This window comes from Pseudomonas sp. 22085, assembly GCF_052045815.1.
Classification (GTDB): domain Bacteria; phylum Pseudomonadota; class Gammaproteobacteria; order Pseudomonadales; family Pseudomonadaceae; genus Aquipseudomonas; species Aquipseudomonas glycinae.
Map to the genome: position 1 here is coordinate 87,077 of NZ_JBQEQA010000006.1, position 25,679 is coordinate 112,755.

26 protein-coding genes and 1 tRNA gene are annotated in these 25,679 nt (G+C 58.8%); 7 read left to right on the forward strand and 20 right to left on the reverse strand.

Features of this window, described 5'->3' with window-relative positions:
* Positions 1–44: 44 nt before the first annotated feature.
* Genes ACTJK7_RS08765 through ACTJK7_RS08780 form a run of 4 tightly spaced genes read right to left on the reverse strand, consistent with a single transcriptional unit; the run spans position 45 to position 4,203 of the window.
* Positions 45–2,141 (reverse strand): DUF6311 domain-containing protein, encoded by a 2,097-nt coding sequence (locus ACTJK7_RS08765; protein ID WP_440780619.1) that lies wholly within the window; start codon positions 2,139–2,141, stop codon positions 45–47.
* Positions 2,138–2,500 (reverse strand): GtrA family protein, encoded by a 363-nt coding sequence (locus ACTJK7_RS08770; protein WP_011332918.1) that lies wholly within the window; start codon positions 2,498–2,500, stop codon positions 2,138–2,140. Before ACTJK7_RS08770 ends, ACTJK7_RS08765 begins: the two co-directional genes overlap by 4 nt.
* Before the next feature lie 20 nt (positions 2,501–2,520).
* Positions 2,521–3,231, reverse strand: coding sequence for a class I SAM-dependent methyltransferase (locus ACTJK7_RS08775; RefSeq protein WP_440780620.1), 711 nt, complete (start codon positions 3,229–3,231; stop codon positions 2,521–2,523).
* A 3-nt stretch (positions 3,232–3,234) separates the two neighbouring features.
* A complete protein-coding gene (locus ACTJK7_RS08780; protein ID WP_064383115.1) occupies positions 3,235–4,203 on the reverse strand; it encodes a glycosyltransferase family 2 protein in 969 nt (322 codons plus the stop codon).
* A gap of 276 nt (positions 4,204–4,479) precedes the next feature.
* On the opposite strand from ACTJK7_RS08780, the gene ACTJK7_RS08785 reads away from it, so the two are divergent.
* On the forward strand, positions 4,480–4,671 hold the full coding sequence (locus tag ACTJK7_RS08785; protein WP_064383113.1) for a YegP family protein: 192 nt from the start codon (positions 4,480–4,482) through the stop codon (positions 4,669–4,671).
* A 59-nt stretch (positions 4,672–4,730) separates the two neighbouring features.
* On the opposite strand, the gene ppk2 is transcribed toward ACTJK7_RS08785, so the two are convergent.
* On the reverse strand, positions 4,731–5,555 hold the full coding sequence (gene ppk2, locus ACTJK7_RS08790) for a polyphosphate kinase 2 (RefSeq protein ID WP_440780622.1): 825 nt from the start codon (positions 5,553–5,555) through the stop codon (positions 4,731–4,733).
* A gap of 257 nt (positions 5,556–5,812) precedes the next feature.
* On the opposite strand from ppk2, the gene ACTJK7_RS08795 reads away from it, so the two are divergent.
* Both ACTJK7_RS08795 and ACTJK7_RS08800 read left to right on the forward strand, forming a co-directional pair.
* Positions 5,813–7,219: a DUF3300 domain-containing protein gene (locus tag ACTJK7_RS08795; RefSeq protein ID WP_440780624.1), complete on the forward strand. Its 1,407-nt coding sequence runs from the start codon at positions 5,813–5,815 to the stop codon at positions 7,217–7,219.
* The gene (locus tag ACTJK7_RS08800; protein ID WP_440780626.1) at positions 7,216–8,112 is read left to right on the forward strand and encodes a DUF2950 domain-containing protein; all 897 of its coding nucleotides are present in this window, start codon (positions 7,216–7,218) and stop codon (positions 8,110–8,112) included. Before ACTJK7_RS08795 ends, ACTJK7_RS08800 begins: the two co-directional genes overlap by 4 nt.
* Positions 8,113–8,190: 78 nt before the next feature.
* Here the strand turns inward: ACTJK7_RS08800 and ACTJK7_RS08805 are convergent, their stop codons facing one another.
* The 6 genes from ACTJK7_RS08805 to dapA all read right to left on the reverse strand — a co-directional run bounded on the left by ACTJK7_RS08805 (position 8,191) and on the right by dapA (position 12,744).
* Positions 8,191–8,478, reverse strand: coding sequence for a hypothetical protein (locus ACTJK7_RS08805; RefSeq protein ID WP_199913006.1), 288 nt, complete (start codon positions 8,476–8,478; stop codon positions 8,191–8,193).
* A 572-nt stretch (positions 8,479–9,050) separates the two neighbouring features.
* Positions 9,051–9,140, reverse strand: a tRNA-Ser gene (locus tag ACTJK7_RS08810).
* Between the two features lie 84 nt (positions 9,141–9,224).
* Complete coding sequence (gene purC / locus ACTJK7_RS08815; protein ID WP_007958019.1) at positions 9,225–9,938, reverse strand: phosphoribosylaminoimidazolesuccinocarboxamide synthase; 714 nt, start codon at positions 9,936–9,938, stop codon at positions 9,225–9,227.
* A 28-nt stretch (positions 9,939–9,966) separates the two neighbouring features.
* A complete protein-coding gene (locus tag ACTJK7_RS08820; protein WP_064383105.1) occupies positions 9,967–10,728 on the reverse strand; it encodes an MBL fold metallo-hydrolase in 762 nt (253 codons plus the stop codon).
* 4 nt (positions 10,729–10,732) lie between these two features.
* Positions 10,733–11,848: an outer membrane protein assembly factor BamC gene (bamC, locus tag ACTJK7_RS08825; RefSeq protein ID WP_064383102.1), complete on the reverse strand. Its 1,116-nt coding sequence runs from the start codon at positions 11,846–11,848 to the stop codon at positions 10,733–10,735.
* 17 nt (positions 11,849–11,865) lie between these two features.
* Positions 11,866–12,744 (reverse strand): 4-hydroxy-tetrahydrodipicolinate synthase, encoded by an 879-nt coding sequence (gene dapA, locus ACTJK7_RS08830; RefSeq protein ID WP_007958015.1) that lies wholly within the window; start codon positions 12,742–12,744, stop codon positions 11,866–11,868.
* Between the two features lie 313 nt (positions 12,745–13,057).
* On the opposite strand from dapA, the gene ACTJK7_RS08835 reads away from it, so the two are divergent.
* Together ACTJK7_RS08835 and ACTJK7_RS08840 are read left to right on the forward strand one after the other, a co-directional pair.
* Positions 13,058–13,618 (forward strand): glycine cleavage system protein R, encoded by a 561-nt coding sequence (locus tag ACTJK7_RS08835; protein WP_007958014.1) that lies wholly within the window; start codon positions 13,058–13,060, stop codon positions 13,616–13,618.
* A 10-nt stretch (positions 13,619–13,628) separates the two neighbouring features.
* Positions 13,629–14,102, forward strand: a complete 474-nt coding sequence (locus ACTJK7_RS08840; RefSeq protein WP_108560042.1) for a peroxiredoxin — start codon at positions 13,629–13,631, stop codon at positions 14,100–14,102.
* A gap of 34 nt (positions 14,103–14,136) precedes the next feature.
* On the opposite strand, the gene ACTJK7_RS08845 is transcribed toward ACTJK7_RS08840, so the two are convergent.
* Both ACTJK7_RS08845 and ACTJK7_RS08850 read right to left on the reverse strand, forming a co-directional pair.
* Positions 14,137–15,207, reverse strand: a complete 1,071-nt coding sequence (locus ACTJK7_RS08845) for an AI-2E family transporter (RefSeq protein WP_064383099.1) — start codon at positions 15,205–15,207, stop codon at positions 14,137–14,139.
* Positions 15,208–15,239: 32 nt separating this feature from the next.
* Entirely contained in the window at positions 15,240–15,479 is a 240-nt protein-coding gene (locus tag ACTJK7_RS08850) for a sulfurtransferase TusA family protein (protein WP_011332907.1), read from the reverse strand.
* 97 nt (positions 15,480–15,576) lie between these two features.
* Between ACTJK7_RS08850 and ACTJK7_RS08855 the strand changes: the two genes are divergently transcribed.
* Positions 15,577–17,010 (forward strand): M48 family metalloprotease, encoded by a 1,434-nt coding sequence (locus ACTJK7_RS08855; RefSeq protein WP_108560040.1) that lies wholly within the window; start codon positions 15,577–15,579, stop codon positions 17,008–17,010.
* A gap of 78 nt (positions 17,011–17,088) precedes the next feature.
* On the opposite strand, the gene ACTJK7_RS08860 is transcribed toward ACTJK7_RS08855, so the two are convergent.
* The 4 genes from ACTJK7_RS08860 to rpoE form a co-directional block, all read right to left on the reverse strand.
* Positions 17,089–18,537 (reverse strand): DegQ family serine endoprotease, encoded by a 1,449-nt coding sequence (locus ACTJK7_RS08860; protein WP_064383097.1) that lies wholly within the window; start codon positions 18,535–18,537, stop codon positions 17,089–17,091.
* 206 nt (positions 18,538–18,743) lie between these two features.
* Positions 18,744–19,706 (reverse strand): MucB/RseB C-terminal domain-containing protein, encoded by a 963-nt coding sequence (locus tag ACTJK7_RS08865; protein WP_323150929.1) that lies wholly within the window; start codon positions 19,704–19,706, stop codon positions 18,744–18,746.
* An 8-nt stretch (positions 19,707–19,714) separates the two neighbouring features.
* Positions 19,715–20,302, reverse strand: a complete 588-nt coding sequence (locus ACTJK7_RS08870) for a sigma-E factor negative regulatory protein (RefSeq protein ID WP_011332903.1) — start codon at positions 20,300–20,302, stop codon at positions 19,715–19,717.
* Positions 20,303–20,333: 31 nt separating this feature from the next.
* Positions 20,334–20,915 (reverse strand): RNA polymerase sigma factor RpoE, encoded by a 582-nt coding sequence (rpoE, locus tag ACTJK7_RS08875; RefSeq protein WP_003172477.1) that lies wholly within the window; start codon positions 20,913–20,915, stop codon positions 20,334–20,336.
* Positions 20,916–21,473: 558 nt separating this feature from the next.
* Here rpoE and nadB point away from each other — a divergent pair.
* Positions 21,474–23,081, forward strand: a complete 1,608-nt coding sequence (nadB, locus tag ACTJK7_RS08880) for an L-aspartate oxidase (RefSeq protein ID WP_108560036.1) — start codon at positions 21,474–21,476, stop codon at positions 23,079–23,081.
* Positions 23,082–23,392: 311 nt separating this feature from the next.
* On the opposite strand, the gene ACTJK7_RS08885 is transcribed toward nadB, so the two are convergent.
* The 3 genes from ACTJK7_RS08885 to ACTJK7_RS08895 form a co-directional block, all read right to left on the reverse strand.
* Positions 23,393–23,920 carry a hypothetical protein gene (locus tag ACTJK7_RS08885; protein ID WP_108560034.1) on the reverse strand — a complete coding sequence of 176 codons (528 nt, stop codon included), beginning with the start codon at positions 23,918–23,920 and terminating at the stop codon, positions 23,393–23,395.
* Positions 23,921–24,208: 288 nt separating this feature from the next.
* Positions 24,209–25,210, reverse strand: a complete 1,002-nt coding sequence (locus ACTJK7_RS08890) for a hypothetical protein (protein WP_108560032.1) — start codon at positions 25,208–25,210, stop codon at positions 24,209–24,211.
* Positions 25,211–25,266: 56 nt separating this feature from the next.
* Positions 25,267–25,662: a hypothetical protein gene (locus ACTJK7_RS08895; protein WP_085605547.1), complete on the reverse strand. Its 396-nt coding sequence runs from the start codon at positions 25,660–25,662 to the stop codon at positions 25,267–25,269.
* Positions 25,663–25,679: the final 17 nt, after the last annotated feature.

A 25,679-nucleotide genomic window follows, 5' to 3' on the forward strand; every position in this document is an offset into this window, starting at 1 on the left:
CAGTGTAGAAAGGCCGCGGGGGCGGCGTCCATCGAAACGCTGCGTCATTGCACCGTCAACGTCTTCAGCCCCAGGCCCATCATCCGCGAATCGTCGTTGATACCCAGTTGCCGCGGGCTGACGGCATCCGGCAACTGTAATTCGATATCGAGCCGGTCATCATTGCCGAGGCGCTGGTTGAGCGCGGCGCTGATCGGAACTTCCAGGCGATTGCCTTGAAACTGCGTCAAACGGGTCTCCAGTACCTGTTGACCGTTCAGACTGACGATTACCCGCTGGCCGGGGTGCCGGGGCTGGATGAATGCCAATGCGTCGATCACGATCGAACTCACTGGAGGCAAGACCCGCAACTCCATCTTCGCCTGCTGCCCTTCCGTCCACGTCCCCCAGTTTTCCGGCGTCGACCAGCCGCTGACCAGTTGTCGGTTTCGATAATTGAAGGTGAGCGTTTGTCCCGGGCGAGTGAGGGGGATCAGTGACATCCGCCGCCCCTCATCCTGCACGGGCAGACACTGCACACACCGTTTCCAGCCCGGCGCCAGCACCGCGACCCCATCCACGCGCGTCAGCAGATCGGTTTCACTGTTGATGGTTCTGGCGGCATCGACCAGCGCATCGTCGTCCAGCAGGTACAGAGAGTCCGCGTCGTATTGCCCCGAATCGAGCATCGCGCGTGCTTTCTGCTGTGCCCGCGCCAGCGCCGAAGTGCTCATGCGTCCCAGATAGACCGCATCGGTTTTCATCCCGTGGGTCGCTGCGAAACCGGCGATCATCTGCCAGCGCTCACCCTGGTTCTGTGGCATCAGGCTGCGGACATTGGCATAACGCGCAGCGGCACTTGCCCAGAAAGGATCCGTCATCGGGCTGGCCCAGACCGACGAAGGCGCCACCAATTTTCCCTGCCGCAGGCCCATCCAGCCGTTGCGGCTGTCGGCGACCTGGATCAACAGCGCCACCGCGAGCAGACCAATGGCGATACGCGGTCGATAACCGCGCACCACCAGAAAAATCGCAGCCAGGATGCAGACGTACAGAACCGGCCAGAACATCCGGCCCGAGGCACGAAAGATATTGGCCAGCGCGACAAGACTTTTCGGCAGCGGATAATCGAGGTTCCACGCCCCGATGCCGATCTGATTCGACAGCGCGAACAGCCATAAACCGAACAGGGCCAGCAACAGCCATGGACGTGCGCGCACCTGATCCCGCAAGGGGTGGCGATTTCGAAACCAGGCCATCAGCGCCAGCGGCACCAATAAGAGAACGCCCAGGCCAAGGTAGTTGAAACCTTCGTAGTCCCCGCCTCCCTTCGGCAGATCGGGCAGGATCAATGACCAGCCAGCCGGGTCGACGGGCGACAACAGATTCATCCGGTACAAACCAAAACCGCCGGAGGCCGCACCATCGGCAATGCTGAAATAACCGGCCTGCCAGCAACACACGCTCACCAGAGCGAAAAGCGTACCGCCCTCGATCACCCCCTGACGCCGACTCAAAGACTGATTGAAAGTCTTGCCCAGCAGATCCGCCACCCAGATCAGCGCAACCATGGCCAGCAGGTAGGCGTGTACCCATGCCGTCACCGCCAGCAAGGCTCCCCAGGCGAGGCGCCGTCGGCGCAGATTTGGCAACAGCGTCAGGTACAGCGCGGCCAGGATCAGGAAATGGCCGGCCAATGAAAGGTGCCCGCCCATGCGCAAGAACATTGCTGGCGAGAACGCCAGCAGCCCTGCGCCCAGGAGTCGAATCAAGGGATTGGCCGTCATCAGCCCAATCAGTTTCCAGCCAAACCAGGCTTGCAACACGCAACACGCCAACAGCCACAAACCGAAATACTGAAAGGTGTCCGGCAACCAGGCATTGAATGGTTTGAACAACAGCGCCAGCAGTGGAATGGAGTCGGAAAAAATGACCGCGCTACCCAGTTCCAAACCGTAAGAAGGATTGAGCCCGAGCGGAAAAGTCCACGGCGAATGCCGGAAAAAAGCCCAGCCCAGATAATGCGTCGCCGGATCGCCCTGCTCCAGCCAGGCGATGTTCTGGGGGTTCAGCGCCTGCGGCCCGACCACCAGAAAAAACACCAGAACACCCAATAACAAGGGCAATAGAAATAGAGCCGGCTGCTCGCGTGAATCCTTCATCGATACGTCCAGAAGTTATGCAGTACGAACGTGAACGCCGGAATCGTCAGCGCCACCGCACCGATACCCGCCAGATAATGCAGCCCGGCCATCTGCGCCGCCCAAGCCACGAACATCGCCAACAGAAAGCCGCCCGCCGAAACCATCAGAAAACGCAGCAGGGTCTTGCCGTGCAACCGGGCGGAAAAACTCCAGGTGGTGTTGATCACGTAGGACACCACCGTTGCCACGGCAAAAGCCACGCCGTTGGCCAACGGAGGCTGTGGACTGACGAAGTTGATGAACAGCACCGCCACCAAAGCATGCAGCGCCGTAACGAACAGACCGGTTACGGCGAAGCGCAGGCCGCGCTGAATCAAAGCGGATCTCTGGGGTATCGTCACGGCTTGCGCGCCAGCACGAACACACTCAGACCGCCCACACGGTTGATGCCCATCAACGGCAACTCAAGACTGCACAGGGTTTTCAGCAGCATATTGACCAGCGGATGGTGTTTTTTCAGCTGCGAACGCGGGGCCGCCCCCCGAGCGCCGCGGGGTAACAGGCGCGACGCCAGCGCAAGCGGGAATACCACTGCGAAGTAATAGGCGCCCCGCTCCACCGTCAATCCGGCGTTACCCGCCAGAGCCTCGAATTGCTTCAAGGTGTAGCGACGCTTGTGTTCGAGGAAATCATCGTGCCCGCTCCACATGAATTGGAACGCCGGCACGGTCATCAGAAAGCGACTGCCGGACGGCACTTTGTCGACGTACGACTTGAGCAGACCGAGGTCGTCATCAACGTGTTCCAGTACATCCATCAGCAACACCAGATCAGCGTCGACGTTGTCGATCGAGCGACGGTAATGCACCGGTTTGCCGACGGTGGTGGCGCTTGAATCGGCCGGGTAGCTGATGTCCACGCACCACGCTTCGCGCGCCGCCGTGTGGGTCAACAAGTGATGGGAGAAAAATCCTGAACCGGCGCCGACGTCGAGAATTCGTTTGATCGGCGCTTCACCCAGCAAGCGGTGGGTGGCGGCCGCTTTGGAGCAGTAATACCAATGCTCGCCGATGCTGTCGCCGAGGATGTCGGTTTCCTTGAGATCCATCTGTCAGTCCTTGGATTCGTAAATGCGGCGCACCAGGAAAACCGGCCGGCGCTTCGCTTCGATATAAGTGCGGCCCAGATACTCGCCGAGCACGCCGATACCGATCAATTGCAAGCCGCCGAGAAACGTCACGGCAACCATCAGCGAGGCGTAACCGGGCAAGTCAACGCCATGAATGAGCGTGCGCAGCACAATGAACATCGCAAAGGCGAACGACACCAGAGAGACCAGCGCCCCCAGATACGTCCAGATCCGCAGCGGTTCGGTGCTGAAACTGGTGATGCCCTCCAGGGCGAAATTCCACAGTCGCCAGCCATTGAACTTGCTCTGCCCCGCCGCCCGCTCCGGGCGTTCGTACTCGACCTGGGTGGTGCGAAATCCGACCCAGGCGAACAGGCCTTTCATGAAGCGCCGGGATTCGGGCAATGTCAGCAGCGCGTCGACCACGCAGCGATCCATCAGTCGGAAATCACCGACGTTTTCCGGCAATGACTGTTCGGCAATTTTGTTGTGCAGGCGATAGAACCAACTGGCAGAGGTCTGCTTGGCCCAGGAGTCGTTGCGCCGGCTGATGCGGTGGCCAAGCACCACTTCAAAACCTTCGCGCCAGCGCTCGATCATTTGCAGGATGACCTCGGGCGGATCCTGCAGATCGACATCGATCGGCACCACGATTTGCCCGGTGGCCATCTGCAAACCCGCGGAAAGCGCCGCCTCCTTGCCGAAATTGCGGCTCAGATCGACGATGCGGATGCGCGAATCGCTCTGCTGGCAATGCAGCAAACGTTCCAGCGTTGCATCGGAACTGCCGTCATTGACGAACACCAGTTCCAGTTCGACCAGCGTCTCTTGCGCGAACACCTGACGAATGCGCAGGAGAAAGCCGTCGAGGCTGTCCTCTTCATTGAATACGGGGATCACCAGCGACAACTTCACCGGGCCCGCGTGTTGCGTTCCGTGCGGATGGGTCAATGGACTGCTCTTTCTTATAGTGATTGTCGGTCGCCGAACGCTGTTCGACGCCATGAGCCGCACCGTATTAAGCAGCAGCCCGGAATGTCATGCAAGGGTGAAACGAGGGCGTTCCGGCCAATCCGGAGGACGTTCCCTGCGCTCTGGCCCGCGCCTTCCAGAAACATTCACGAACGATTGGAAACAAATCCCCGATAGCCAAAAAACCGCGCTCCGCTAGGCTTGCGTCGAGGCGTCACACAGGCTGTCGCACATAAATCGCATGGAGCGAACTGAATGTATTTCGAGATTTACAGGCAATCCAAAGGCACCCCGAGCACCGGCAAAGGCCAATGGCGCTGGAGGCTACGCGCGGGCAACCACGAGACGGTCGCCAGTGGCGAATCGTATGTGAACAAGGCGGATTGTCTGCACGTGATCGAATTGATCAAGGGTGTGCAGGGGGATACGCCGGTCAAGGAGATCTGAGGACTGTCCAGGACGCCGGGCTGCCTGAGTTGGCAGCTCCGGCGACTTCTGAAGTAGCTTCAGAACCTTTCGGGAATGTGCCTGAAGGGATAATCCGACTCTTTGTATCCCCCCGGTTTCTGCCGCTTGGGCAATCTCACCTTCTCTCGCGGCACCTCTTTGTAGGGGATGCGACTGAGCAGGTCGGAAATGATATTGAGCCGCGCCCGACGCTTGTCGTTCGAGTTGGCCACCAGCCATGGTGCGTAATCGGTATCGGTCGCTTCGATCATGTCGTCCCGCGCCCGGGAGTAGTCATACCAGCGGCTGTAGGACTTGAGGTCCATCGGCGACAGTTTCCAGATCTTGCGCCCGTCGACAATCCGCGCCTCCAGGCGCCGGGTCTGTTCTTCCTGGCTGACATTGAGCCAGTACTTGAGCAGGATCACCCCCGAACCGACAACTGCGCGCTCCACCAGCGGCACGGTCTTGAGAAACTTTTCGACCTGTTTGTCCGTGCAAAAGCCCATTACCCGCTCGACACCGGCGCGGTTGTACCAACTGCGATCGAAGATCACCACTTCGCCAGCGGCCGGCAAATGCGGCAGATAGCGCTGCAGGTACATCTGGCTCTTCTCGCGATCAGTCGGGGCCGGCAACGCGATGACGCGAAACACGCGCGGGCTGACCCGCTCGGTCAGCGCCTTGATGGTGCCGCCCTTGCCCGCACCGTCACGGCCTTCGAAGATGATGCAGATCTTGATGCATTCGGCCTTCACCCATTCCTGCATTTTCACCAGTTCGATATGCAGGCGGCGCAGCTCGGCAAGGTAGTCCTTGTTTGACAGCTTTGTATGTTCGTCAGGTTTTTCTCGGGGCGAGTCTTTCTTCTTTCCCTTTGCCATGACCAGACCTCTCGGGTTGGAGCGACAGCCAGGCTCGTTGGCATTGCATGGCCTGGAACCGGAAAGTTTAGTCATTTATCGCAAAACGCAAGCAAACGTGCGGTAACTCACAGGCAACGTGCTTATTTCGAAAAAGCCTGTACAACTTTTGACGGAATGCCAATCGCCAACCATTCTCCATCACGGCGCAACGTCCGATGTCGGCCGTTGATGCCTGGCGTGTTGCAAACCTGCCATCTGGATGTGGGGAAGAGGTCATGCACAGTTCGCTCTTGCGCGCCGCGTCGCTCCTGCTCGCCTTGAGCGCTGCACCGCTCTTGTTGCAGGCCGCCGATGCGCCTGCGCCTGCGGCTCCGGCGGCGGCCACCGCTTCTGCCAAAGATGCCGTGTTTACCACAGAGCAGCTCGACCAGATGCTCGCGTCGATTGCCCTGTATCCCGACCCACTGCTCGCTCAAGTGCTGATGGCCGCCACTTATCCGGGAGAAGTTGCCGAAGCCGCGGGCTGGTCCAAGGCGCATCCAGACGCCAAGGGCGATGATGCGGTCAAGCAAGTGGCCAGCCAGACGTGGGATCCGAGCGTGCAGGCCTTGGTGGCGTTCCCGCAAGTCTTGGCGACTCTGGGGCAGGACCCGGTCTGGGTACAACGTCTGGGGGATGCCTTTCTGGCCCAGCCTGACGAACTCATGGCCGGCGTTCAGCGCTTGCGGCGTCAGGCCCAGGCGGCGGGCAATCTGCAGAGCAATCAATATCAGAATGTGACAGTGCAGAACGTAACGCCGCCCATCTCTGCCGGGACAACCAAGCCGGCCGACAACACGACCATCATCATTCAGCCCGCCGATCCGCAGGTGGTCTACGTTCCGACCTATAACCCGACCACCACTTATGGCACCTGGCCTTATCCGGCCTCGCCGCCGGTGTATTACCCGCCGCCGCCCGCTTACTACCCGGGTCAGGCACTCGTGGCCGGGCTGGCCTTCGGTACGGGCGTGGCGGTTGTCGCGTCGTTGTGGGGCGACTGCGATTGGGGCAATAACGATATCGACATCGATGTAAACCGTTACAACAACATCAACGGCAATAACCGCATCACCAACAACCAGAACAAGTGGCAGCACAACACCGTGCATCGCGATGGCGTGCCTTATCGTGACAACCGCAGTCGCGCGCAGTATGGCCGGCAGCTGGACGGCGCGGCTCAGCGTGACGCCTATCGCGGCGACAACGCGCAGCGGGCACAAGCCCGGGAGCGAGCTCGCAACTCGATGGACAAAGCCGGTATCGAGCGTCCCGCCACCAGCAATCGGGAAGCCCGGAATCAAGTCCGCGAAGCGCAATCCGCCAATGTTGGCAATCGCATGCAAGGCGGCGCGGACAGGCCTAGAGCCGCCGACCGCGCTCAAGGCAACACGCGGGAGGCGCGGCAACCGGGCGTTAATCAACGTGACAACCGTGCGTCCCATGCCCGAACCGCCGCGGGCAGTGCGCGGAACAACGCCTTCGCAGGCGCGCGCTCCCCGTCACAGACCCGCGTCCAGGCTGATCGCGGCCGGGCCAGCCAGATTTCTGCGCAACGTCCCAACCCCTCACGCGCCGCCGGACATCAGATCAGCCGGCCATCCGGCGGGGGCATGCGTCAGAGAGGAGGTGGCCGTCGATGAACATCCATTCTCTGGTCAAAAACTGCCTGACCCTCGCGGCCGGCCTCGCATTTTCGAGTATCGCCTCGGCCCAGCAAGTGTTTCCAACCCCGGAAAAAGCCGCTGACGCCTTTGTCGAAGCCCTCGGTACGCAACACGCCGATCAGAAACGCCTGACTGAATTGCTGGGCGAGGAATGGCACAGCTTCATTCCCCGTGAAGGCGTGCAGCGCAGCGATGTCGATGCCTTCCTCCAGCAATACCGCGAACAGCACACCCTGGAAAAGACCGGCGACAACAAGGCCGTACTCTCCGTCGGGCCCGATCACTGGACGCTGCCCATCCCGCTCATCAAAGACAAAACCGGTTGGCGCTTCGACATGAAAGCTGCGCAGGTCGAAATCCGTGCCCGTCGCATCGGCCGCAACGAACTGGCGGCAGTGCAATCGGCGCTGGCCTACCACGACGCGCAAATGGACTACGCCTCGGAAGACCGCGACGGCGACGGCGCCCTCGAATACGCACAGAAAATCTTCAGCTCCCCCGGCAAACACGACGGCCTCTATTGGCCAGAAGACGACAGCGGCCAGATCAGCCCCCTCGGCCCCGCCTTCGGCCAGGCTATCAACGACGAAGACTGGCACGGCTACCACTTCCGCATCCTCGACGCCCAAGGCCCGTCAGCCCCGGGCGGCGCCTATAGCTATCTGATTGGAGACAAGATGAGTCGCGGATTCGCCTTGATCGCGTGGCCAGCGAAATATGCCGACACCGGGGTGATGAGTTTCATGATCAGCCATGAGGGCCAAGTGTTTCAGAAGGACCTCGGGCCGGATGGGGAGAAAGTGGCGAAGGCGATGAAGCGGTTTGATCCGGATGATAGTTGGGAGGTGGTGGATTTGGGGCAGAAGTAGTTGGGGTGTCGAATTGCGTTGGATCAGAAACGAAAAAGCCCCGTAGCTTCTCAGCTACGGGGCCGTTTTGGTGAGCCGTCATTCGTCATCGTCGCTTTCTTCATCACCATCATCATCGTCCGTTGAAACAACGCCTGCGCCTCCTTCGATAAACGACTGACAGCCTTCGTTAAAGGACTCAGATGGGGTACTACAGGAATTTTCATCGTAAATTCCCTTTTCCTCGGCCCATTCATAACCGGCCTGATGTCCTGAGCAATCATCCGTACATTCGTAGCCATCAAATGTGGCTGCGAGAGTTGTTGTACTCCCCTGCATCAAGACAAATAGCATAATTGAATAAAATACCTTCTCTGGCAGCCTCATAACTACATGCCATCACGAGGTTTAGTGCCGAACTTTCCTGTGTACGGATTCACATTACCTTTGGTGCTGTAGTTATTGTTTCTGGTGGAGTCTGGGTTTGTAGCATGAGAGGGGCGAACATACGTTCCATTGCTTCGCGTATATCCACTAACCGAATGGTCGGAACGACTTCCGTAGGAGTAACTGGACTTGAACGAAGAATGACTGCCGAAGCCGCTCCCGCGTGCGTGAACACTCCCTGATAGCGCCACGGTGATTGCTATAACCGCTACAGAAAAAACCTCTTTCATACAGACCTCCATTTTTCCAACGATGATAGCTCAATGAAATCACTTCGAAAGCTCAGGCGACAAAGGGTCTTGGCACTCTCGGCGCCAACTCAACCTCTCTGGAAAGGATCGCGCCAAGGTAGGGTCATCTCTCCGAGGGCGCGAATGACTGGATCGCTAAGTTTTTACCAATCAGAATTGAGCTAGAGATCCAGTTCTGATGCGTAAATAAACGATCCAGGTAAAAAACCTCAGAAACGAAAAAGCCCCGTAGCTTCTCAGCTACGGGGCTTTTTCTATGTATGGCGGAGAGATAGGGATTCGAACCCTAGGTACCGGTGAAGGTACAACGGATTTCGAATCCGTCCCATTCGGCCACTCTGGCATCTCTCCAACGGCGCGCATCATAACAACACTTTCGCTGAATGGGAAACCCCCAGACGAAATTTTTTCCGTGCTATCAGATGCTTGCGTCGATTAAAGCGGTACGCCCAGACGGTTGGCGACTTCTTCGTAGGCTTCGATGACGTCACCGAGGCCCTGGCGGAAGCGGTCCTTGTCCATCTTCTTCTTGGTGTCCTTGTCCCACAGACGGCAGCCGTCCGGGCTGAACTCGTCGCCCAAGACGATCGAGCCGTCACTGAATACGCCGAATTCAAGCTTGAAGTCCACCAGCAGCAAGCCGGCGTCGTCGAACAGTTTGCTCAGGACTTCGTTGACCTTGAGCGACAGTTCTTTCATGCGCGCCAGTTGCTCGGCGGTGCCCCAGCCGAAGGCCACGACGTGGGATTCGTTGATGAACGGGTCGCCCTTGGCGTCGTCCTTCAGGAACAGTTCGAAGGTGTACGGGTTGAGCTTCATGCCCTCCTCGACGCCCAGACGCTTGACCAGGCTGCCGGCGGCGTAGTTACGCACGACGCACTCGACCGGGATCATGTCGAGTTTTTTCACCAGCACTTCGTTGTCGGCCAGCAGCTTGTCGAACTGGGTCGGAATACCGGCCGCTTCGAGTTTCTGCATGATGAAGGCGTTGAACTTGTTGTTCACCATGCCTTTGCGGTCGAGCTGCTCGATGCGCTTGCCGTCGAACGCCGAAGTGTCGTTGCGAAACAGCAGGATCAAGCGGTCAGCGTCGTCGGTCTTGTAAACCGATTTGGCTTTGCCGCGGTAGAGTTCTTCACGTTTTTCCATGATGGGCTCCGCTTGCTAAGTAGATGGGCTAGGCGATGTGGCGCCAGTCGAGCCCTGAATCTTGATCGGCCAGTTGCAGCCAGTCCGGGTCGCACCCGAGGGTGTCGACAAAACATTGCCGGGCCAGCTGCGGCAGGTTGTTCTTGCTGCTCAGATGGGCCAGGACCAGGTGTTGCAGGCCTTGCCAGCCCAACTCGGCCACCAGGAATGCCGCCTGATGGTTGTTCAAATGTCCCAGCTCACCGCCCACCCGCTGCTTGAGAAAGTACGGGTAATGACCACGGGCCAGCATGTCGCGACAGTGATTGGACTCGATCATCAACGCATCGAGGTCCCGATAACCGTCCAGCACCCGCTCGCAGTAGGAACCCAGGTCGGTCAGCAGGCCGAAGCGCCGCTGCTCTTGATCGCTGAATACGTACTGGGTCGGCTCCTGCGCATCATGGGCCACGGCAATGACCCCGATGCTCAGAGCACCGATCTGCAGTTGCTCGCCACCGGTCACGAAACCGGCAGGTTCAATCGGTTTGCGCATCCCGCGCAGTGTGCCGCGACTGAGGTAGACAGGCAGATTGTAGCGCCGAGACAGCAAACCCACGCCATGCACGTGGTCGGCATGTTCGTGGGTTACGAGTATCGCGCTCAGTTGCGCCGGGTTCACACCCAGGCGCAACAGGCGTTTTTCGGTTTCCCGCAGGGAAAAACCACAATCCACCAGCACATACGTATCAGCACTGGCGATCAGCGTGCCGTTCCCTTGGCTACCGCTGCCGAGAACGGCAAAACGCATTGGATCAGCCCAGGTTGTCCTGAATCACGCTCAACACTTTGCGGGCCACATCGGCCGGCGCAACGGTATTGATGTTTTTCTCGACGGTCACCTGAACGTTTTCGCCGACCTTGCTCAGGCGAACTTGATAACGCTCGGCACGGGCTTCAACTTCTTCCTTGGTCGGCGCGCTGCCGAACAGGCTGCTGAAGAAACCAGGTTTCTCGTCTTTCTTCTCGGCCTTTTCGGACAAGTTGATGTAGTAAAGACCCAGGCTGCGGTTGATGTCTTCAACGCGCCATTCACCCTGTTCCAGCGCACGACCGACGCTCGACCAGGCACGATCCAGGTCCGTACCGACGTTCAGTACCGGGTTGCCGCTGCCGTCTTCGCTCAGGCTGACACGGCTCGGGGTATCGAAATCACGCGAAGCCAGCATCGACACCGAACCACCCTTCTCGGAGGTACGGCTCATGCTCGCGAGCATGTCGTCGACCAGCGCGGCGTCGAGGCCGGTGTTGACCGAACGGTTGGTGAAATCGACATTGGCGGTGCTGCCGGCAGGACGCTCGGCGCTGACCACGTAGACTTCACTGGTGTTGCGCTGCACGCCCGGCTCGATGCGCACCCGCACGCGGGTTTCACTGTCGGTGCTGACGCCCGCGGCGCTCAGGCGCTTGGCCATGGCGGCGGACAGTTCGTCGGAATGCTGCCAGGTGGTGGTGAATTCGCCGGTTTGCGGGCGCTGTTCATCCAGACGGAAACCGTTGTCCTGGAAGTACTGCACCGCCACTGGCCAGACTTCGGCCGGTGGATGCTGGGCCATGACCCAACGGGAATCACCGCTCTTCTGCAGCGAGTAGTCGCTGGCATCGGCAACGGTCGACAGCGGTTGAGGACGCGGGACGATGTATTCACCCTTGGCGGTGTCGTCGGCCACGTTGCGCGGGATCGGCAGCAGCGGATCCAGGCGCTTGGAGGTGCTGACGTCCGGTGGCAGTTGCATCGGTGCAGTCTGTTGCGCTTCCAGGTAATCGCTACCACGGTCACGGAAATAACCTTCCGGGCCCCAGACCCATCCGCAGCCACTGGTGCTGGAGATAATCAAGGCAAGTGCGGAAAGTCCGGCCATTCGCTTCATGCGTTGTACTTCCTCAATTAAACCAGGACGTTGCACTGGCGCAGGGCCGAGCGCAGCGTTTCATGACAAGGAGCGCTCAGCCAGGTCAGCGGCAGGCGGATGCCTTGGTGCATCAGGCCCATTTCGACCAAAGCCCACTTCACCGGAATCGGGTTGGCTTCGATGAACAGGTCCTTGTGCAGCGGCATCAGTTTTTCGTTGATGGCCCGTGCGGTCTCGGCGTCGCCCTTGAGCGCGGCCTCGCACAGGTCGGCCATTTCGCGCGGGGCGACGTTGGCGGTAACAGAGATGTTGCCCTTGCCGCCCAGCAGGATCAGCTCGACTGCGGTCGGATCATCACCGGACAGCACGATGAAGTCCTTGCTCACGCCGTCGATGATCGCCTTGGCACGTTTCAGGTCGCCGGTCGCTTCCTTGATGCCGATGATGTTCGGCACGGTGGACAGGCGGATCACGGTCTCGGCCTGCATGTCGCAGGAGGTGCGGCCGGGAACGTTGTAGAGAATCTGTGGGATGTCGACCGCTTCGGCGATATGCTTGAAGTGCTGGTACAGGCCTTCCTGGGTCGGCTTGTTGTAGTACGGGACGACCAGCAGGCAGGCATCGGCGCCGGCTTCTTTAGCGTTGCGGGTGAGCTCGACCGCTTCGCGGGTCGAGTTGGCGCCAGTACCGGCGATCACCGGAATACGACCGGCGACCTGTTTGACCACGGCTTTGATGACGGCGATGTGTTCTTCTACATCAAGGGTTGCCGACTCGCCGGTGGTGCCGACCGCGACAATGGCATGGGTGCCGTTCTTGAGATGGAAGTCCACGAGTTTGCTGAGGCTGTCCCAGTCAAGACGCCCTTGTGCATCCATGGGAGTGACCAGTGCCACCATACTGCCCGCAATCATGAAACCGCTCCTGCCGGAAAAAGAGAGCGGTAATGGTACTGGCGCCAAGATGCTTGCACAAGCGAAGTACTGTGCCGCCATTCCCCTTGGCGCCGCTTTTCGCTACCCTTCAGACTTTGATCGGTACTGATCAGCTTGTACGCCGGGTTCCAGCCTCCCGTTTCGGCCTCCCGGGCCCCGTTCCAGTATCGTTGCCGTACGCTTGCTTGTTCATGAAGCCGTAGCGCCACACGAACCGGGCCTTCCGGACAGGCATTGCCCCGGCAATCAACGCCCTCTCCCTACCGACCGCTCATCGCTTTAGGAATGCTGCATGTCCACCCCCACAGTTCGCGAACAATTCCTTGTCATCAGTGCCCTCGGCGCCAATCCCATGGAGCTGACCAACGTCCTGTGCCGCGCCAGCCATGAAAACCGCTGCGCGGTGGTTACCTCGCGCCTGACCCGCCACGGCGAGTGCAGCGCGCTGGTGCTCGAAGTCTCCGGCAGCTGGGACGCCCTGGCACGCCTTGAAGGCAGCCTGCCGGTGCTGGCCAAGCGTCATGCGTTCACCGTCAACGTGGTGCGCAGCGCCGCCCTGGAAAACCGTCCGCAAGCCCTGCCGTACGTGGCTTACGTGTCTTCGGCGTACCGTCCGGACATCATCAACGAGCTGTGCCAGTTCTTCATGGATCACAACGTCGAGCTGGAAAACCTGACGTGCGATACCTATCAGGCACCGCAGACCGGCGGCACCATGCTCAACGCCACGTTCACCGTGACCCTGCCCGCCGGCACCCAGATCAGCTGGCTGCGCGACCAGTTCCTGGATTTCGCCGACGCCATGAACCTGGATGCACTGATCGAACCGTGGCGCCCACAGAACCCAATGTAAGGAAGCTTTCATGGCCGTTGTCATCGACCAACCGGTTACGGATTTCGAAGCACTTGCCACCAGCGGGCAGACCGTCAGCCTTTCGGCCCTCAAGGGCAAGCAAGTGGTGATCTACTTCTATCCGAAGGACAGCACCCCGGGCTGCACCACTGAAGGCCAGGGCTTTCGCGATCAATACGCGGCATTCAAGGCTGCCAACACGGAAATCTTCGGGATTTCCCGCGACAGCCTGAAGTCCCACGAGAACTTCAAGTGCAAGCAGGAATTTCCGTTTGAGCTGATCAGCGACAAGGACGAAGCCGTCTGCCAGCTGTTCGACGTGATCAAGCTGAAGAAACTCTACGGCAAGGAATACCTGGGTGTTGATCGCAGCACGTTCCTGATCGACAGGGACGGCGTACTGCGTCAGGAATGGCGCGGCGTGAAAGTGCCAGGACATGTGGATGCAGTGCTGGCTGCTGCTCAGGCGCTGAACAAGGCCTGATGCTGTCGGCGCCCTCGCGGGCGCCGCTCCATTTTCAAAGCAGCGGCGCTACCGCCGGCTCCTTGCGCGGCCAGGCATCCAGCACAGCCTTGAACAGCGTCGCCAGCGGAATCGCGAAGAACACTCCCCAGAATCCCCACAACCCGCCGAACAACAGCACCGCACAAATGATCGCCACCGGGTGCAGGTTGACCGCTTCGGAGAACAGCAACGGCACCAGCACGTTGCCATCCAGCGTCTGGATGATCCCGTAAACCGCCATCAGATAGATAAACTGATCGCTCCAGCCCCACTGGAACAGCGCAATCAGCAGCACCGGTACGGTCACCACCACCGCACCGACATACGGCACCACCACCGACACGCCCACCAACAGGGCCAGCAGCGCCGCATAATTGAGCCCCAGCGCGACGAACGCGATGTAGGTCACGCCACCACAAATCACGATCTCGATGACCTTGCCGCGAATGTAGTTGGCGATCTGCCGGTTCATTTCCTCGGCAACCCGGGTGATCAGCGCCCGTTCGCGCGGCAAATAGCCGCGCACCCACTCGCCGATCATTGCCCGGTCCTTGAGGAAGAAGAACACCAGGATCGGCACCAGCACCAGATAGATCATGATGTTCACCAGCAGCGGCAAGCTCGACAACGAGAACGTCAGCGCCCACTGGCCGAACTTGCCGATCTCGCCCCGCGCCGCTTCGATCGCTTGCAGCACCTGCTCGTCGGAAACCAGGTGCGGATAGCGCTCGGGCAGCAGCAACAGCAGCGATTGCCACTTGGCGAGCATGCCCGGCAACTCGTTGAACAAGGTGATCAACTGGTGCCAGAGCAGCGGCAGCACCACGACGATGAACACCATCAGCACGCCCATGAACAACGCAAACACCAGACCGACCGCCGCGCCACCGGGCACACGCAGGCGCTCGAGCGTGAGCACCAACCCCTGCATCAGATACGCCAGCACCATGCCGGCCAGCACCGGCGCAAGCATTCCGCCAAGCGTGAGCACAGCGGTGAAGGCGAGAAACAACAGCACCGCCAGCACCACCGCTTCTTCATCGGAGAAGTAGCGCTGAATCCAGTCGCGCAACACTTTGAACATCAATTTTCCTTAGGTCATTTACGCGGTCGGTTTCAGGCTTTTTTCAGCCAGTAACGGTAGACACCCGCCTCGTCTTCTTCACGCAGCAGCGTATGACCGGCCAACTTGGCAAAGGTGCGAAAGTCGCGTTGCGAGCCAGCATCCGTGGCAATCACCTTGAGTATTGCACCGCTGGGCAACTTGTTCAGTTCCATCTTGGCCTTGAGCAACGGTAACGGACAATTCAGGCCACTGGCGTCCAGTTCACAGTCATGGGCTACAGCGTCGGTCATGCGTCACTCCGAATCAGGTGGTCAGGCTGCCTAGAATATCTGGTCGCAGGCCCGGTGTCCGGCTACAGTAAGGTCTTTGTCGACTAAGGCTTTGTGCATGACATTTCTGCGCCCTACCCTGCTGACGCTCGCTTGCCTGCTCGCCTCACCGGGCTTCGCCGACGACCTGCCGTCACTCGGTGACGCCAGCTCTGCCATCGTCTCGCCACAACAGGAATATCAATTGGGTCGCGCCTGGCTGGCGTTGCTGCGCAGCCAGGTTTCGCAGCTCAACGATCCACAGCTCAAAGACTACGTAGAGTCCAGCGTCTATAAGCTGGTGGAAACCAGCCAGGTCAATGACCGACGCCTGGAGTTCATCCTGATCAACAGCCCGCAGCTGAACGCCTTCGCCGCACCGGGCGGGATTGTCGGGGTCAACGGCGGTCTTTTCCTCAATGCACAGACCGAAGGCGAATATGCCTCGGTACTGGCTCACGAACTGGCTCACTTGTCCCAGCGCCACTTCGCTCGTGGCGTCGAGGCGTCGCAGCGCATGCAGGTACCGATGATGGCAGCGCTGCTGGCTGGTATCGTGATCGCTGCGGCAGGCGCAGGCGATGCCGGGATTGCAGCGATTGCCGGCACCCAAGCGGCAGCGATTCAGGAACAACGACGCTTCTCGCGTCAGAACGAGCAGGAAGCCGACCGCATCGGCATCCTTAACCTGGAAAAGGCCGGCTACGATCCGCGCTCGATGCCGACCATGTTCGAGCGTTTGATGCGCCAGTATCGTTTCGATGGCAAACCGCCGGAATTCCTGCTGACCCACCCGGTCACCGAATCGCGGATCGCCGACACCCGCAACCGCGCCGAACAGGCTAAACCCGGCGGTATCGAAGACAGCAAGCGCTACCAACTGATCCGGGCGCGGGTGCAGTTGACCTATGAAGAAACGCCGGGCCTTGGTGCCAAGCGCTTTCGCGCGCAACTGGACGATAATCCGAATAACGATGTGGCCCGTTACGGATTGGCGATCGCCCAGATCAAGGGCGGTCAGCTGAACGAGGCACGAGAGAATCTCAAGCAACTGCTGGCCAAATCGCCGAACGAGATCATCTACAACCTCGCGCAGGTCGATCTGGACATCACCAACAACAAGCTGGCCGATGCCCAGTCCCGCGTTGACCGGATGCTCAGTCAGTACCCAGGCAACTATCCGCTGAACCAGGTACGCGTCGATCTGCTGCTGAAACAGAACCGCACCGCCGATGCAGAGAAGGCACTCGAGGGCTTGTTGAAATCGCGTCCGGACGATCCAGACGTTTGGTACCAGGTTGCAGAAACCCGCGGACTGTCCGGCAACATCATTGGCTTGCATCAGGCCCGTGCCGAGTATTTCGCGCTGGTCGGCGATTATCGCCAGGCAATCCAGCAACTGGACTTCGCCAAGCGCAAGGCTGGCAGCAACTTCCCGCTGTCGTCGCGTATCGATGCCCGTCAGCGCGAGCTGATGGAGCAAGAGCGTATGGTCAAGGACATGATGGGTTAAGCCCGCGCCAAGACAAATTCCGGATACAAAAAAACCGCCTCTTTCGAGGCGGTTTTTTTTACTGCCTGGACAACTGGATCATTCAGCCAGTTTGAAGGTGATGAAGCTGGCACGGCCCTGACGCAGAACGCGCATCGACACCGAACGGTTTTTCGGTAGCGCCTTGGCGATCTCGGCGAACTCCTTGGAAGAACCAATGGCCTGATTGTTCAGGTGCGTGATGATGTCGCCCGGTTGCAGACCGATCAGGGCCGCAGGACCATCCTGCACTTCCTTGATCACCACACCACCTTTGAGGTCGTAGGTTTTCTTCTGCTCGGCGCTCAGCTCGGCAACCGAAACACCCAGACGATTGCTGTTGGTTTCAGCACCGGATTTAGGCAGGGCATCCAGCTCCTTGTCTTCGTCCGGAATGGCGCCTACGGTCAGCTCGACATTCTTGCGCTTACCGTCACGAATCACTTCGAGATTGGCTTTGGCACCAGCTTTCAATGCACCCACCAGATGTGGCAGATCAGCAGACATGACGATCGGTTGACCGTTCATGCTCAGGATCACGTCACCCACTTGCAGGCCGCCCTTGGCAGCCGGGCCGTCATCCTGAATCTGCGCAACCAGCGCACCGGCCGGTTTGTCCAGACCGAACGACTCGGCCAGATCCTTGTTCACTTCCTGGATGACGACGCCCAACCAGCCACGGCTGACCTTGCCGCCGCTTTTCAGTTGATTGGAAACGTCCATGGCCACGTCGATCGGGATGGCGAACGACACGCCCATGAAGCCACCGGAACGGGTGTAGATCTGCGAGTTGATCCCGACCACTTCACCGTTCAGATTGAACAGCGGGCCACCGGAGTTACCCGGGTTGATCGGCACGTCGGTCTGGATGAATGGCACGTAGTTTTCGTTCGGCAGGCTGCGGCCGACGGCACTGACGATGCCTTGGGTCACGGTGTGGTCAAAGCCGAATGGCGAACCGATTGCCACCACCCACTGACCAGCTTTCAAGTCCTGGGATTTGCCCAGCTTCAGCACTGGCAGATCCTTGCCTTCGATTTTCAGCAGCGCCACGTCGGAACGTGGGTCGGTGCCGATCAGCTTGGCTTTCATTTCACTGCGATCAGCCAGACGGACGAGGATTTCGTCGGCGTCGGCGATCACATGGTTATTGGTCAGGATGTAGCCATCCGGCGAAATGATAAAGCCCGACCCCAGCGACTGCGCTTCACGCTGGCGATCACCACGCGGAGAACGCTGTTGCGGCGGCATGCCGCGCTCGAAGAACTCGCGCAGCATCGGCGGCAAGCCTTCCAGGTCGGGCATTTGCTGGTTCACTTTGCGATCCGGCAGCTTTTGCGTGGTACTGATGTTCACCACCGCAGGCGAGGCCTGTTCGACCAGCTGGGTGAAATCCGGCAGGTTGGCCGGGCTGGCCGCCTCAGCCGCATTGACTGCAGGAACAGCCTGACCGAGCACCAGCACCGTGGCGAAAATGGAGAGATAAGACTTCAAGCTTGGTATCGACATACAGCTCCCGTTACGACGAGCAGGGTTAAGCGATATGGAGCAAGGAACACCGGAAACCACAGGCCGGCATTTTTGTTCCGGGAACAACAAACAAGGCCAGAGCCGAGAGGCTCTGACCTATAAAAAATTTTCGGGTGTTTTGCAAATGAAAATGCTCAGCAAACATTTCACGTCTCGAAGACGAAGTGGAGATAGCTGGAATCAGCTCACTGTTTGCTGGTTGCAGCGCCATCATTGCGCATCGACAGGGCAATCCGTTCGGCGGTCCCGATTGGAATCTCGCCGACTACCGTCACCATCATTTCGCCTTGAGGCGTTGTCAGGCGGCGGGATACAGCAACGGTCGGGCCCAGCTGAGTCCGGGTATCGGTGACGGTTGCACCGTTCAACGGCTCGAGAAACACCGAAAATCGGGCCAAACCATCGTCATACATCAGACTGTTGACCTGTGTCTTGGTTTCCGGATCCTTGTGCGAGGAACTACTGGTCAGTTCGAAGCCAGGAGGCAACCAGTCAGAGCGCCAGACCTGCGCGGTCTTGACCGCAGAAGCCTTGTCGCTGTCGAGATTGACTGGCTTGCAATCGGAGTTGGCTTGCAGGTCCCTATCGGAGGGAACTTCAGAGGTATCCAGCCGCGTAAACTGAAATCTCTCGAGTAACTGCCCCTTGTCGTTCAACAGCAGCGACTTGAGCGGCAGACCCGTTTCCTTATCCAAATGCAGTTCGAAGCCGTAACGGTGCTGATCACGTGGCGTCAGCGATACAATCACTGCTTCACGCCCGGCCACGCGCGACTTGCCAATGACGGCAAGCTCATACCAGTTCTTCAGCTTTTTAGGATCAAGCGGACGGGCGGCAGAGTTGGGTGAATCCCCCAGACCCGCAATCAGGGTGCCGCTGACGCATTGAGTGTGCCCATCAATGCGCAGAACTTCCTGAGCCGAACCGTCGAGCTGAAGCAAACGCTCGCGGACCTGACCATTCTGGACGCGATGCCAGATGTTGTGGGTAGAAAAACTACCGTTACGCTCGTAAACGAATGTGCCGTGAAAGCTTTGCTGCTGCTCGGCCTGGCCCAGGCGGGTCAACCAGTCCTGAGCCTCGTCGGCGTGGGCTGGAACAATGAACCAGCCGCTAAGCAGAAGCGTAAGTAGAGGTATGGCGCGCATGATCCCCCTTAACGGTTTTCCAGACTTGCTGCACGTGCATAAGGCAGCGCGCTCTCGGTGCCTTTCAGGGCAGCCTGTTGAGCGTGTTGGCGCAGGTAACCCGGCAGACGCTGATCATGCCAGCCTGGCTGACCTTGCAGTACGCCATTGGCCATCGGGCCAGTAGCTTCGGAGCTCTCGTTGTAACCTGCCAATACCGCCGGGCCTTTGACCTGAGGAGTTGCAAGGACAGGCTGATTGGATTGCTGGGCGAGTTCAACGCCAGCGATTTCATCCTGGTTATACAGACGAACACCCGCCAGAACTGCAACGGTCACCGAAGCGGCTACGGCCAGACGACCGAGACTGCGCCATGGGCCGCGAGACACTTTCGCAGGGGTGGCTTCATCTTCCAGCGCAGCAGAAACAGCCGCAGCGAGATCCAGACGCGGAAGCAACAGATCCTTGTGCATGGCTGCCCGAGCGATCTGGTAACGAGCCCAGGTTTCACGGGTTTCAACATCGTCCAGTGCGTTAAGCACTCGACGCAATTCCAGTTCGTCCGCTTCGTTATCCATCACTGCGGACAGCGATTCCTGCAGGGCTTCACGACTCATGGCGTTCCTCTCTTGGCTGTCGCCGCTGTCTTTAGTTCTCCTGCAGCAACGGCTGCAGGGCTTTATCGATGGCCTCCCGGGCGCGGAAAATCCGGGAGCGCACGGTACCAACCGGACATTGCATGACGCTCGCGATGTCCTCGTAACTCAGACCATCAAATTCGCGCAAAGTTAATGCCGTACGCAAATCCTCTGGCAGTTGCTGAATGGTTCGATGGACGGTGCCTTCGATCTCATCCCGCAGCAATGCTCGTTCAGGAGACTCGAGATCCTTCAGGCCGTGATCGCCGTCGTAGAACTCTGCATCTTCGGAACTTACATCACTATCCGGCGGCCGGCGGCCGCGTGAAACCAGATAGTTTTTCGCCGTGTTAATGGCGATGCGGTACAGCCACGTATAAAACGCACTGTCGCCGCGGAAGTTTCCAAGCGCTCGATAAGCCTTGATGAAGGCTTCTTGTGCGACGTCCTGGGCTTCATGGGTGTCGTGCACAAAACGCACGATCAACCCGAGAATTTTGTGCTGATACTTCAGCACCAGCAGATCGAAAGCTCGCTTGTCGCCACGCTGAACGCGTTCGACCAGCTGCTGATCCTCTTCCTGGGTTAGCATGAACACTCCTCGATAAACTCGGAGGAGTCTTGCATGGCCAAACGACCGGACTTGCAAACATAGACTCGGGCTTTTCGCAAAAGTTCTCCCCCTCCAAGCAAGTTTCCTGCGGGCTCTGATTTGGCACGCACGAAAAACGCAGCGCGGGATGAACCGGCTGCGCGAATAATCTTGTCATCGGCTCGCCGGCAAGAACCCAACCGCAGGTTCCGCATTGAAGCCGACACTGTCCCTTGTTTCGGGCAACTGTCTATTGATCTTGGGCCTCTGGCAAAAGTTCCAAATATTTATAGACGTGCCGCGTCGACATTGTGCAACCGGGAGCGGAAAAAGCGTGTTTCATCTGCGATACAGTCGCTTTTTTCCAAAGTCGCTGAAAAAAACTTCCGACAAAGCGTCAGAATTTTTCCGTCGCAGTAGTCTCACAATGCCATATCCGCCCGGCTATTGTGCCGCCCCACCCCTCTATATACTAGTGGGCTGTGTGGCTGTCTCGACTCGCCCATCCGCCTGTCCTGCGCCAACCCCGACCCGGGTCGCTTTGAGCGGAATCCTGAAATGAGCCAACAGTTTCAACACGATGTCCTGGTGATTGGCAGCGGTGCTGCCGGTTTGAGTCTTGCGCTGACCCTGCCCGGTCACTTGCGTATCGCCGTCCTGAGCAAAGGCGATCTTGCCAACGGCTCGACCTATTGGGCACAGGGTGGCGTCGCGGCCGTGCTGGACGACACCGACACCGTCGAATCCCATGTCGATGACACCCTCAATGCTGGCGGCGGCCTGTGCCATGAAGACGCGGTGCGTTTCACCGTGGAGCACAGCAAAGAGGCGATCCAGTGGCTGATCGACCAGGGCGTGCCGTTCACTCGCGACGAACAGTCCGGCACCGAAGACGGCGGCTTCGAATTCCACCTGACCCGAGAAGGCGGTCACAGCCATCGACGGATCATCCACGCAGCCGATGCCACTGGCGCTGCAATATTCACGACCCTGCTGGCCCAAGCCAAAAAACGCCGGAACATCGAATTGCTCGAACAGCGGGTAGCGGTCGATCTGATCACCGAACGCAGGCTGGGGCTGGAAGGCGAACGTTGCCTCGGCGCCTACGTACTCAACCGCAAAACCGGGGAAGTCGATACCTTCGGCGCACGCTTCGTGATCCTGGCGTCCGGCGGCGCCGCCAAAGTCTATCTCTATACAAGCAACCCCGACGGTGCCTGCGGTGATGGCATCGCCATGGCCTGGCGTTCAGGCTGCCGGGTGGCGAACCTTGAATTCAACCAGTTCCACCCTACCTGCCTCTACCACCCGCAAGCCAAGAGTTTCCTGGTAACCGAGGCACTGCGCGGCGAGGGGGCTCATTTGAAGCTGCCGAACGGCGAACGCTTCATGCAACGTTTCGACTCACGCGCAGAACTGGCGCCACGGGACATCGTCGCCCGTGCGATCGACCATGAAATGAAGCGCCTGGGTATCGATTGCGTCTACCTCGACATCAGTCACAAACCCGAAGCCTTCATCAAATCGCACTTCCCGACCGTCTACGAGCGCTGCCTCGGATTCGGCATCGACATCACCAAGCAACCGATTCCGGTCGTACCGGCTGCGCATTACACCTGCGGAGGCGTGATGGTCGATCAACAGGGCCGCACCGACGTGCCCGGTCTGTACGCCATCGGCGAAACCAGCTTCACCGGTCTGCACGGCGCCAACCGCATGGCCAGCAACTCGCTGCTCGAATGCTTCGTCTACGCCCGTTCGGCGGCAGCAGACATTCTTGAGCAACTGCCCGACGTCGCCATCCCGCGTGCCCTGCCCGCTTGGGACGCCAGCCAGGTGACCGACTCCGATGAGGACGTGATCATCGCCCACAACTGGGACGAATTACGGCGCTTCATGTGGGACTACGTGGGCATCGTGCGCACCAACAAGCGCCTGCAACGGGCACAGCATCGGGTGCGTTTGCTGCTGGATGAAATCGACGAGTTCTACAGCAACTACCGAGTAAGCAGAGACTTGATTGAACTGAGGAACCTTGCTCAGGTAGCTGAACTGATGATCCAGTCAGCGATGGAACGCAAGGAATCTCGGGGTCTGCACTACACGCTGGACTATCCAGAGATGCTGCCAGAGGCGAAGGATACGATCCTTACACCGACCAGATGAGGCACGTTAGGAGACCTGAGCCTAGCACGCTAAGACCCCGTTTTGTAACAGCTTTGCGCCATATTTGTCCCAGCTCTGGGGTCTCTATCGTCCGCCTATGAGGGTCTCTATGGCGCCTGTGCGGGCCTGTGCGAGGGTCTACGGGGGAACCTTGGCAGTCAGTATGAATGAGGTGGTCTTTCAGATTTTTCTGTCAGATTCTCATTAAGAGGCCTTGAAGTGCCCGTACAGCCAGTAGACCACATGAACAACAACGCAGACCCAGTAGGCAGCCTGTAGGTTGTCCATTAGGTTCTCCTTGGGGGATTCGATTAGATGGCCTTGAGGCCAAGCTGAGCTGCTCGTGCCGGTGTCAGGTTGCCCTTTGCTACAGCAGCATGCAGACCCTTTTGGGTGTTCTTGTGGGGAACCTTAAGGGCCTTCCAGTCACAGCGATCATTGAATACATGGCGATCAAGGATTGCAGCGCTATGGTCATTTCCCATGCTGCGCATCTTGTCGGCCACCAGCAAGGCAACCTCAGGCATCTCAAGGATCGCCTCGAAGGCGTCATAGACCATGTCCTTAAATTCATCGGAGACCCAGCCAGCGAACTCAATGGTTGCTCGTTTGGTCGCGAGGGTCTGAGCAGCACGGCCTTGGATGACCTGCAAATTTTGCATGTCTAAAAACCGCTGAGCTTGCTTGGTTCGCCACTGTGCTGGTGCTTTACCCTTGGGTAGCTTCAAGGTCTGCCAGATGTCAGTCAAATCCCACATACCGAAGTCGTTAGCCTTGAAGGCCTGACCCTCGATGATGATGACGTGGGAGGCGTGCTTGTGTTGGATGTCGATTGTCATTTCATGATTTCCTTTTGTTTGCTCTCTGAGTTCGCTCCCACAGACCAGCACACAGGCCCCATGACGGGCTCTGATCGGTGGCTTAGAGAGCAAACAGAAAGACTGTGTTTGATGGATGCCCAGCGACGGGCGAAGGGTTGAAGCGAGGTTGACTGGCTTTGATACGGATTACGGTTGCCTGTCCCCGATGGTGAGGGTTTTTGATTGCTGGTGAAGCGAGGCCCCTGCCGGTCCCTCTCGGGTCGGTCTTACGGGGCTCTTTACGATCAGCTCAGTAGCGAGCTAAAGCTACGCCAAGGTGATGCGGGTAATCATCGGGAAGGCCACAGCCTCGGTCTGGAGACCATCAGCGGTCAGCTTCACACGGACTTTGCCGTTAGCAACGATGTCCACGGTAGCCATGATTTCAACGTCCCAGCACTGGTGGGCACCGTTGCGGGTCGCTTGGATCTTCCACACGTCACCGTTACGGCCTTCGCGATAGCTCAGCGAGGTGAACAGCTTCGGCAGCAGGAACAGACCATAGTCAGTGCCCGAGTAAGGCTGCACAGAGGCGCCGATAAGGCTCTCAATATCCTCTACTCCAGCACGCTGAGCAGCCCGCTCAAGAACGCCCAGTAGCGACACAGGAAGCAAGACCACGAAGTCAGACAGCGAACTGCCTACGGTCTGGTTAATGTGCAGCGTCAAGATGTCGATGAGGTCCTCAGCGATCACGGCAGGTTTGCCAGTAGGCTTGGGCTCACTGACGCTTTCGGTGCTCGGAGCTGTAGCCAGAATGCCAGCGATCTTGCCAGCGGCCTCATGCTCGATGTCTCGTAACAGCTTCTCACCGGTCTGGTGCAAGGAGCCCTCAGTGAAGCCCGCCATTAGGTTGTGGTCGAGGATGGTGAAGCGCTTGCTGATTACCAGAGCTTTATCGGTGGGCTCGGTGAAGATCACAGACCCGGCCAGGACTTCGCCCTTCGAGATGGTCTGGTTATCCCAGTTCTTACGAGGGTCAAAAGTGACGGAGCGATCAGCCATCGTGATGATTTGCTGACCGGTCGCCTCAGAGCCAGCCGGACGGAACTCACAAGGTGTATGTTCGATTGCCGCTTGCCGCCACTCATCACCATTGAGGTAATCGTCGAGGGCCTCTGTAAGGGCCTCCACATAGGCGGACACATCGGTGGCCGCTTGGGTCTCCACACGGACATTAGCCGTATTGAAGCGGATCGAGCCGTTTTGACTATCGGTGAGAGCAGTGCTGTAAGTCGATGGTTTGACGTATTGATTAGGCTGTTTCATTGAAATTGGTCTCCTGAAGAATAAGTAGGGAAGTGATTGGTGCAGATCTGGAGCTATCAGCCGTTATTACGGGAGCGTGCTGCCAAAACCTTTTGAGCTTGTTCACGGATGGCAGCAGCGCGGGCCTCTCTGTCAGCTTTCGCTTGGGCCAGTTCGCGTGGCGTCCACTCGCGTAAACGTTCAGCACGCTCGTCGGCTTCCCGCTGAAGTTGCTCACGGGTCGCTTTCTGCTCCCGCTTGGTCATGAAGTAGACCTGAGCGTCCTCTTGGATGGCCTTGAGGGACAAACCGGCTTCCTCGAAGGCTTTGATAACGCCGAACTTGGTGCCGTTGTTCCGGCCACACTGGGCCATCAACAAGGGCAACATGACGCTTTCGACGTACTCACGATTGAGGGTCTGACCCGACACAGTTACTTCGTTCTTCAGGACTTTAGTGATGGTGATATTCATTGAATTGGATCTCCTGT

Coding starts and splice junctions, on each gene's coding strand:
- ACTJK7_RS08785 (WP_064383113.1), top strand. CDS start 4,480: ATGTATTTCGAGATTTACAGGCAATCCAAAGGCACCCCGAGCACCGGC.
- ACTJK7_RS08765 (WP_440780619.1), bottom strand. CDS start 2,141: ATGAAGGATTCACGCGAGCAGCCGGCTCTATTTCTATTGCCCTTGTTA.
- rpoE (WP_003172477.1), bottom strand. CDS start 20,915: ATGCTAACCCAGGAAGAGGATCAGCAGCTGGTCGAACGCGTTCAGCGT.
- ACTJK7_RS08805 (WP_199913006.1), bottom strand. CDS start 8,478: ATGAGGCTGCCAGAGAAGGTATTTTATTCAATTATGCTATTTGTCTTG.
- nadB (WP_108560036.1), top strand. CDS start 21,474: ATGAGCCAACAGTTTCAACACGATGTCCTGGTGATTGGCAGCGGTGCT.
- ACTJK7_RS08820 (WP_064383105.1), bottom strand. CDS start 10,728: ATGCGTTTTGCCGTTCTCGGCAGCGGTAGCCAAGGGAACGGCACGCTG.
- dapA (WP_007958015.1), bottom strand. CDS start 12,744: ATGATTGCGGGCAGTATGGTGGCACTGGTCACTCCCATGGATGCACAA.
- ppk2 (WP_440780622.1), bottom strand. CDS start 5,555: ATGGCAAAGGGAAAGAAGAAAGACTCGCCCCGAGAAAAACCTGACGAA.
- ACTJK7_RS08845 (WP_064383099.1), bottom strand. CDS start 15,207: ATGTTCAAAGTGTTGCGCGACTGGATTCAGCGCTACTTCTCCGATGAA.
- ACTJK7_RS08795 (WP_440780624.1), top strand. CDS start 5,813: ATGCACAGTTCGCTCTTGCGCGCCGCGTCGCTCCTGCTCGCCTTGAGC.
- bamC (WP_064383102.1), bottom strand. CDS start 11,848: ATGAAGCGAATGGCCGGACTTTCCGCACTTGCCTTGATTATCTCCAGC.
- ACTJK7_RS08855 (WP_108560040.1), top strand. CDS start 15,577: ATGACATTTCTGCGCCCTACCCTGCTGACGCTCGCTTGCCTGCTCGCC.
- ACTJK7_RS08890 (WP_108560032.1), bottom strand. CDS start 25,210: ATGAAACAGCCTAATCAATACGTCAAACCATCGACTTACAGCACTGCT.
- ACTJK7_RS08800 (WP_440780626.1), top strand. CDS start 7,216: ATGAACATCCATTCTCTGGTCAAAAACTGCCTGACCCTCGCGGCCGGC.
- ACTJK7_RS08840 (WP_108560042.1), top strand. CDS start 13,629: ATGGCCGTTGTCATCGACCAACCGGTTACGGATTTCGAAGCACTTGCC.
- ACTJK7_RS08775 (WP_440780620.1), bottom strand. CDS start 3,231: ATGGATCTCAAGGAAACCGACATCCTCGGCGACAGCATCGGCGAGCAT.
- ACTJK7_RS08895 (WP_085605547.1), bottom strand. CDS start 25,662: ATGAATATCACCATCACTAAAGTCCTGAAGAACGAAGTAACTGTGTCG.
- ACTJK7_RS08865 (WP_323150929.1), bottom strand. CDS start 19,706: ATGCGCGCCATACCTCTACTTACGCTTCTGCTTAGCGGCTGGTTCATT.
- ACTJK7_RS08835 (WP_007958014.1), top strand. CDS start 13,058: ATGTCCACCCCCACAGTTCGCGAACAATTCCTTGTCATCAGTGCCCTC.
- purC (WP_007958019.1), bottom strand. CDS start 9,938: ATGGAAAAACGTGAAGAACTCTACCGCGGCAAAGCCAAATCGGTTTAC.
- ACTJK7_RS08870 (WP_011332903.1), bottom strand. CDS start 20,302: ATGAGTCGTGAAGCCCTGCAGGAATCGCTGTCCGCAGTGATGGATAAC.
- ACTJK7_RS08850 (WP_011332907.1), bottom strand. CDS start 15,479: ATGACCGACGCTGTAGCCCATGACTGTGAACTGGACGCCAGTGGCCTG.
- ACTJK7_RS08860 (WP_064383097.1), bottom strand. CDS start 18,537: ATGTCGATACCAAGCTTGAAGTCTTATCTCTCCATTTTCGCCACGGTG.
- ACTJK7_RS08885 (WP_108560034.1), bottom strand. CDS start 23,920: ATGACAATCGACATCCAACACAAGCACGCCTCCCACGTCATCATCATC.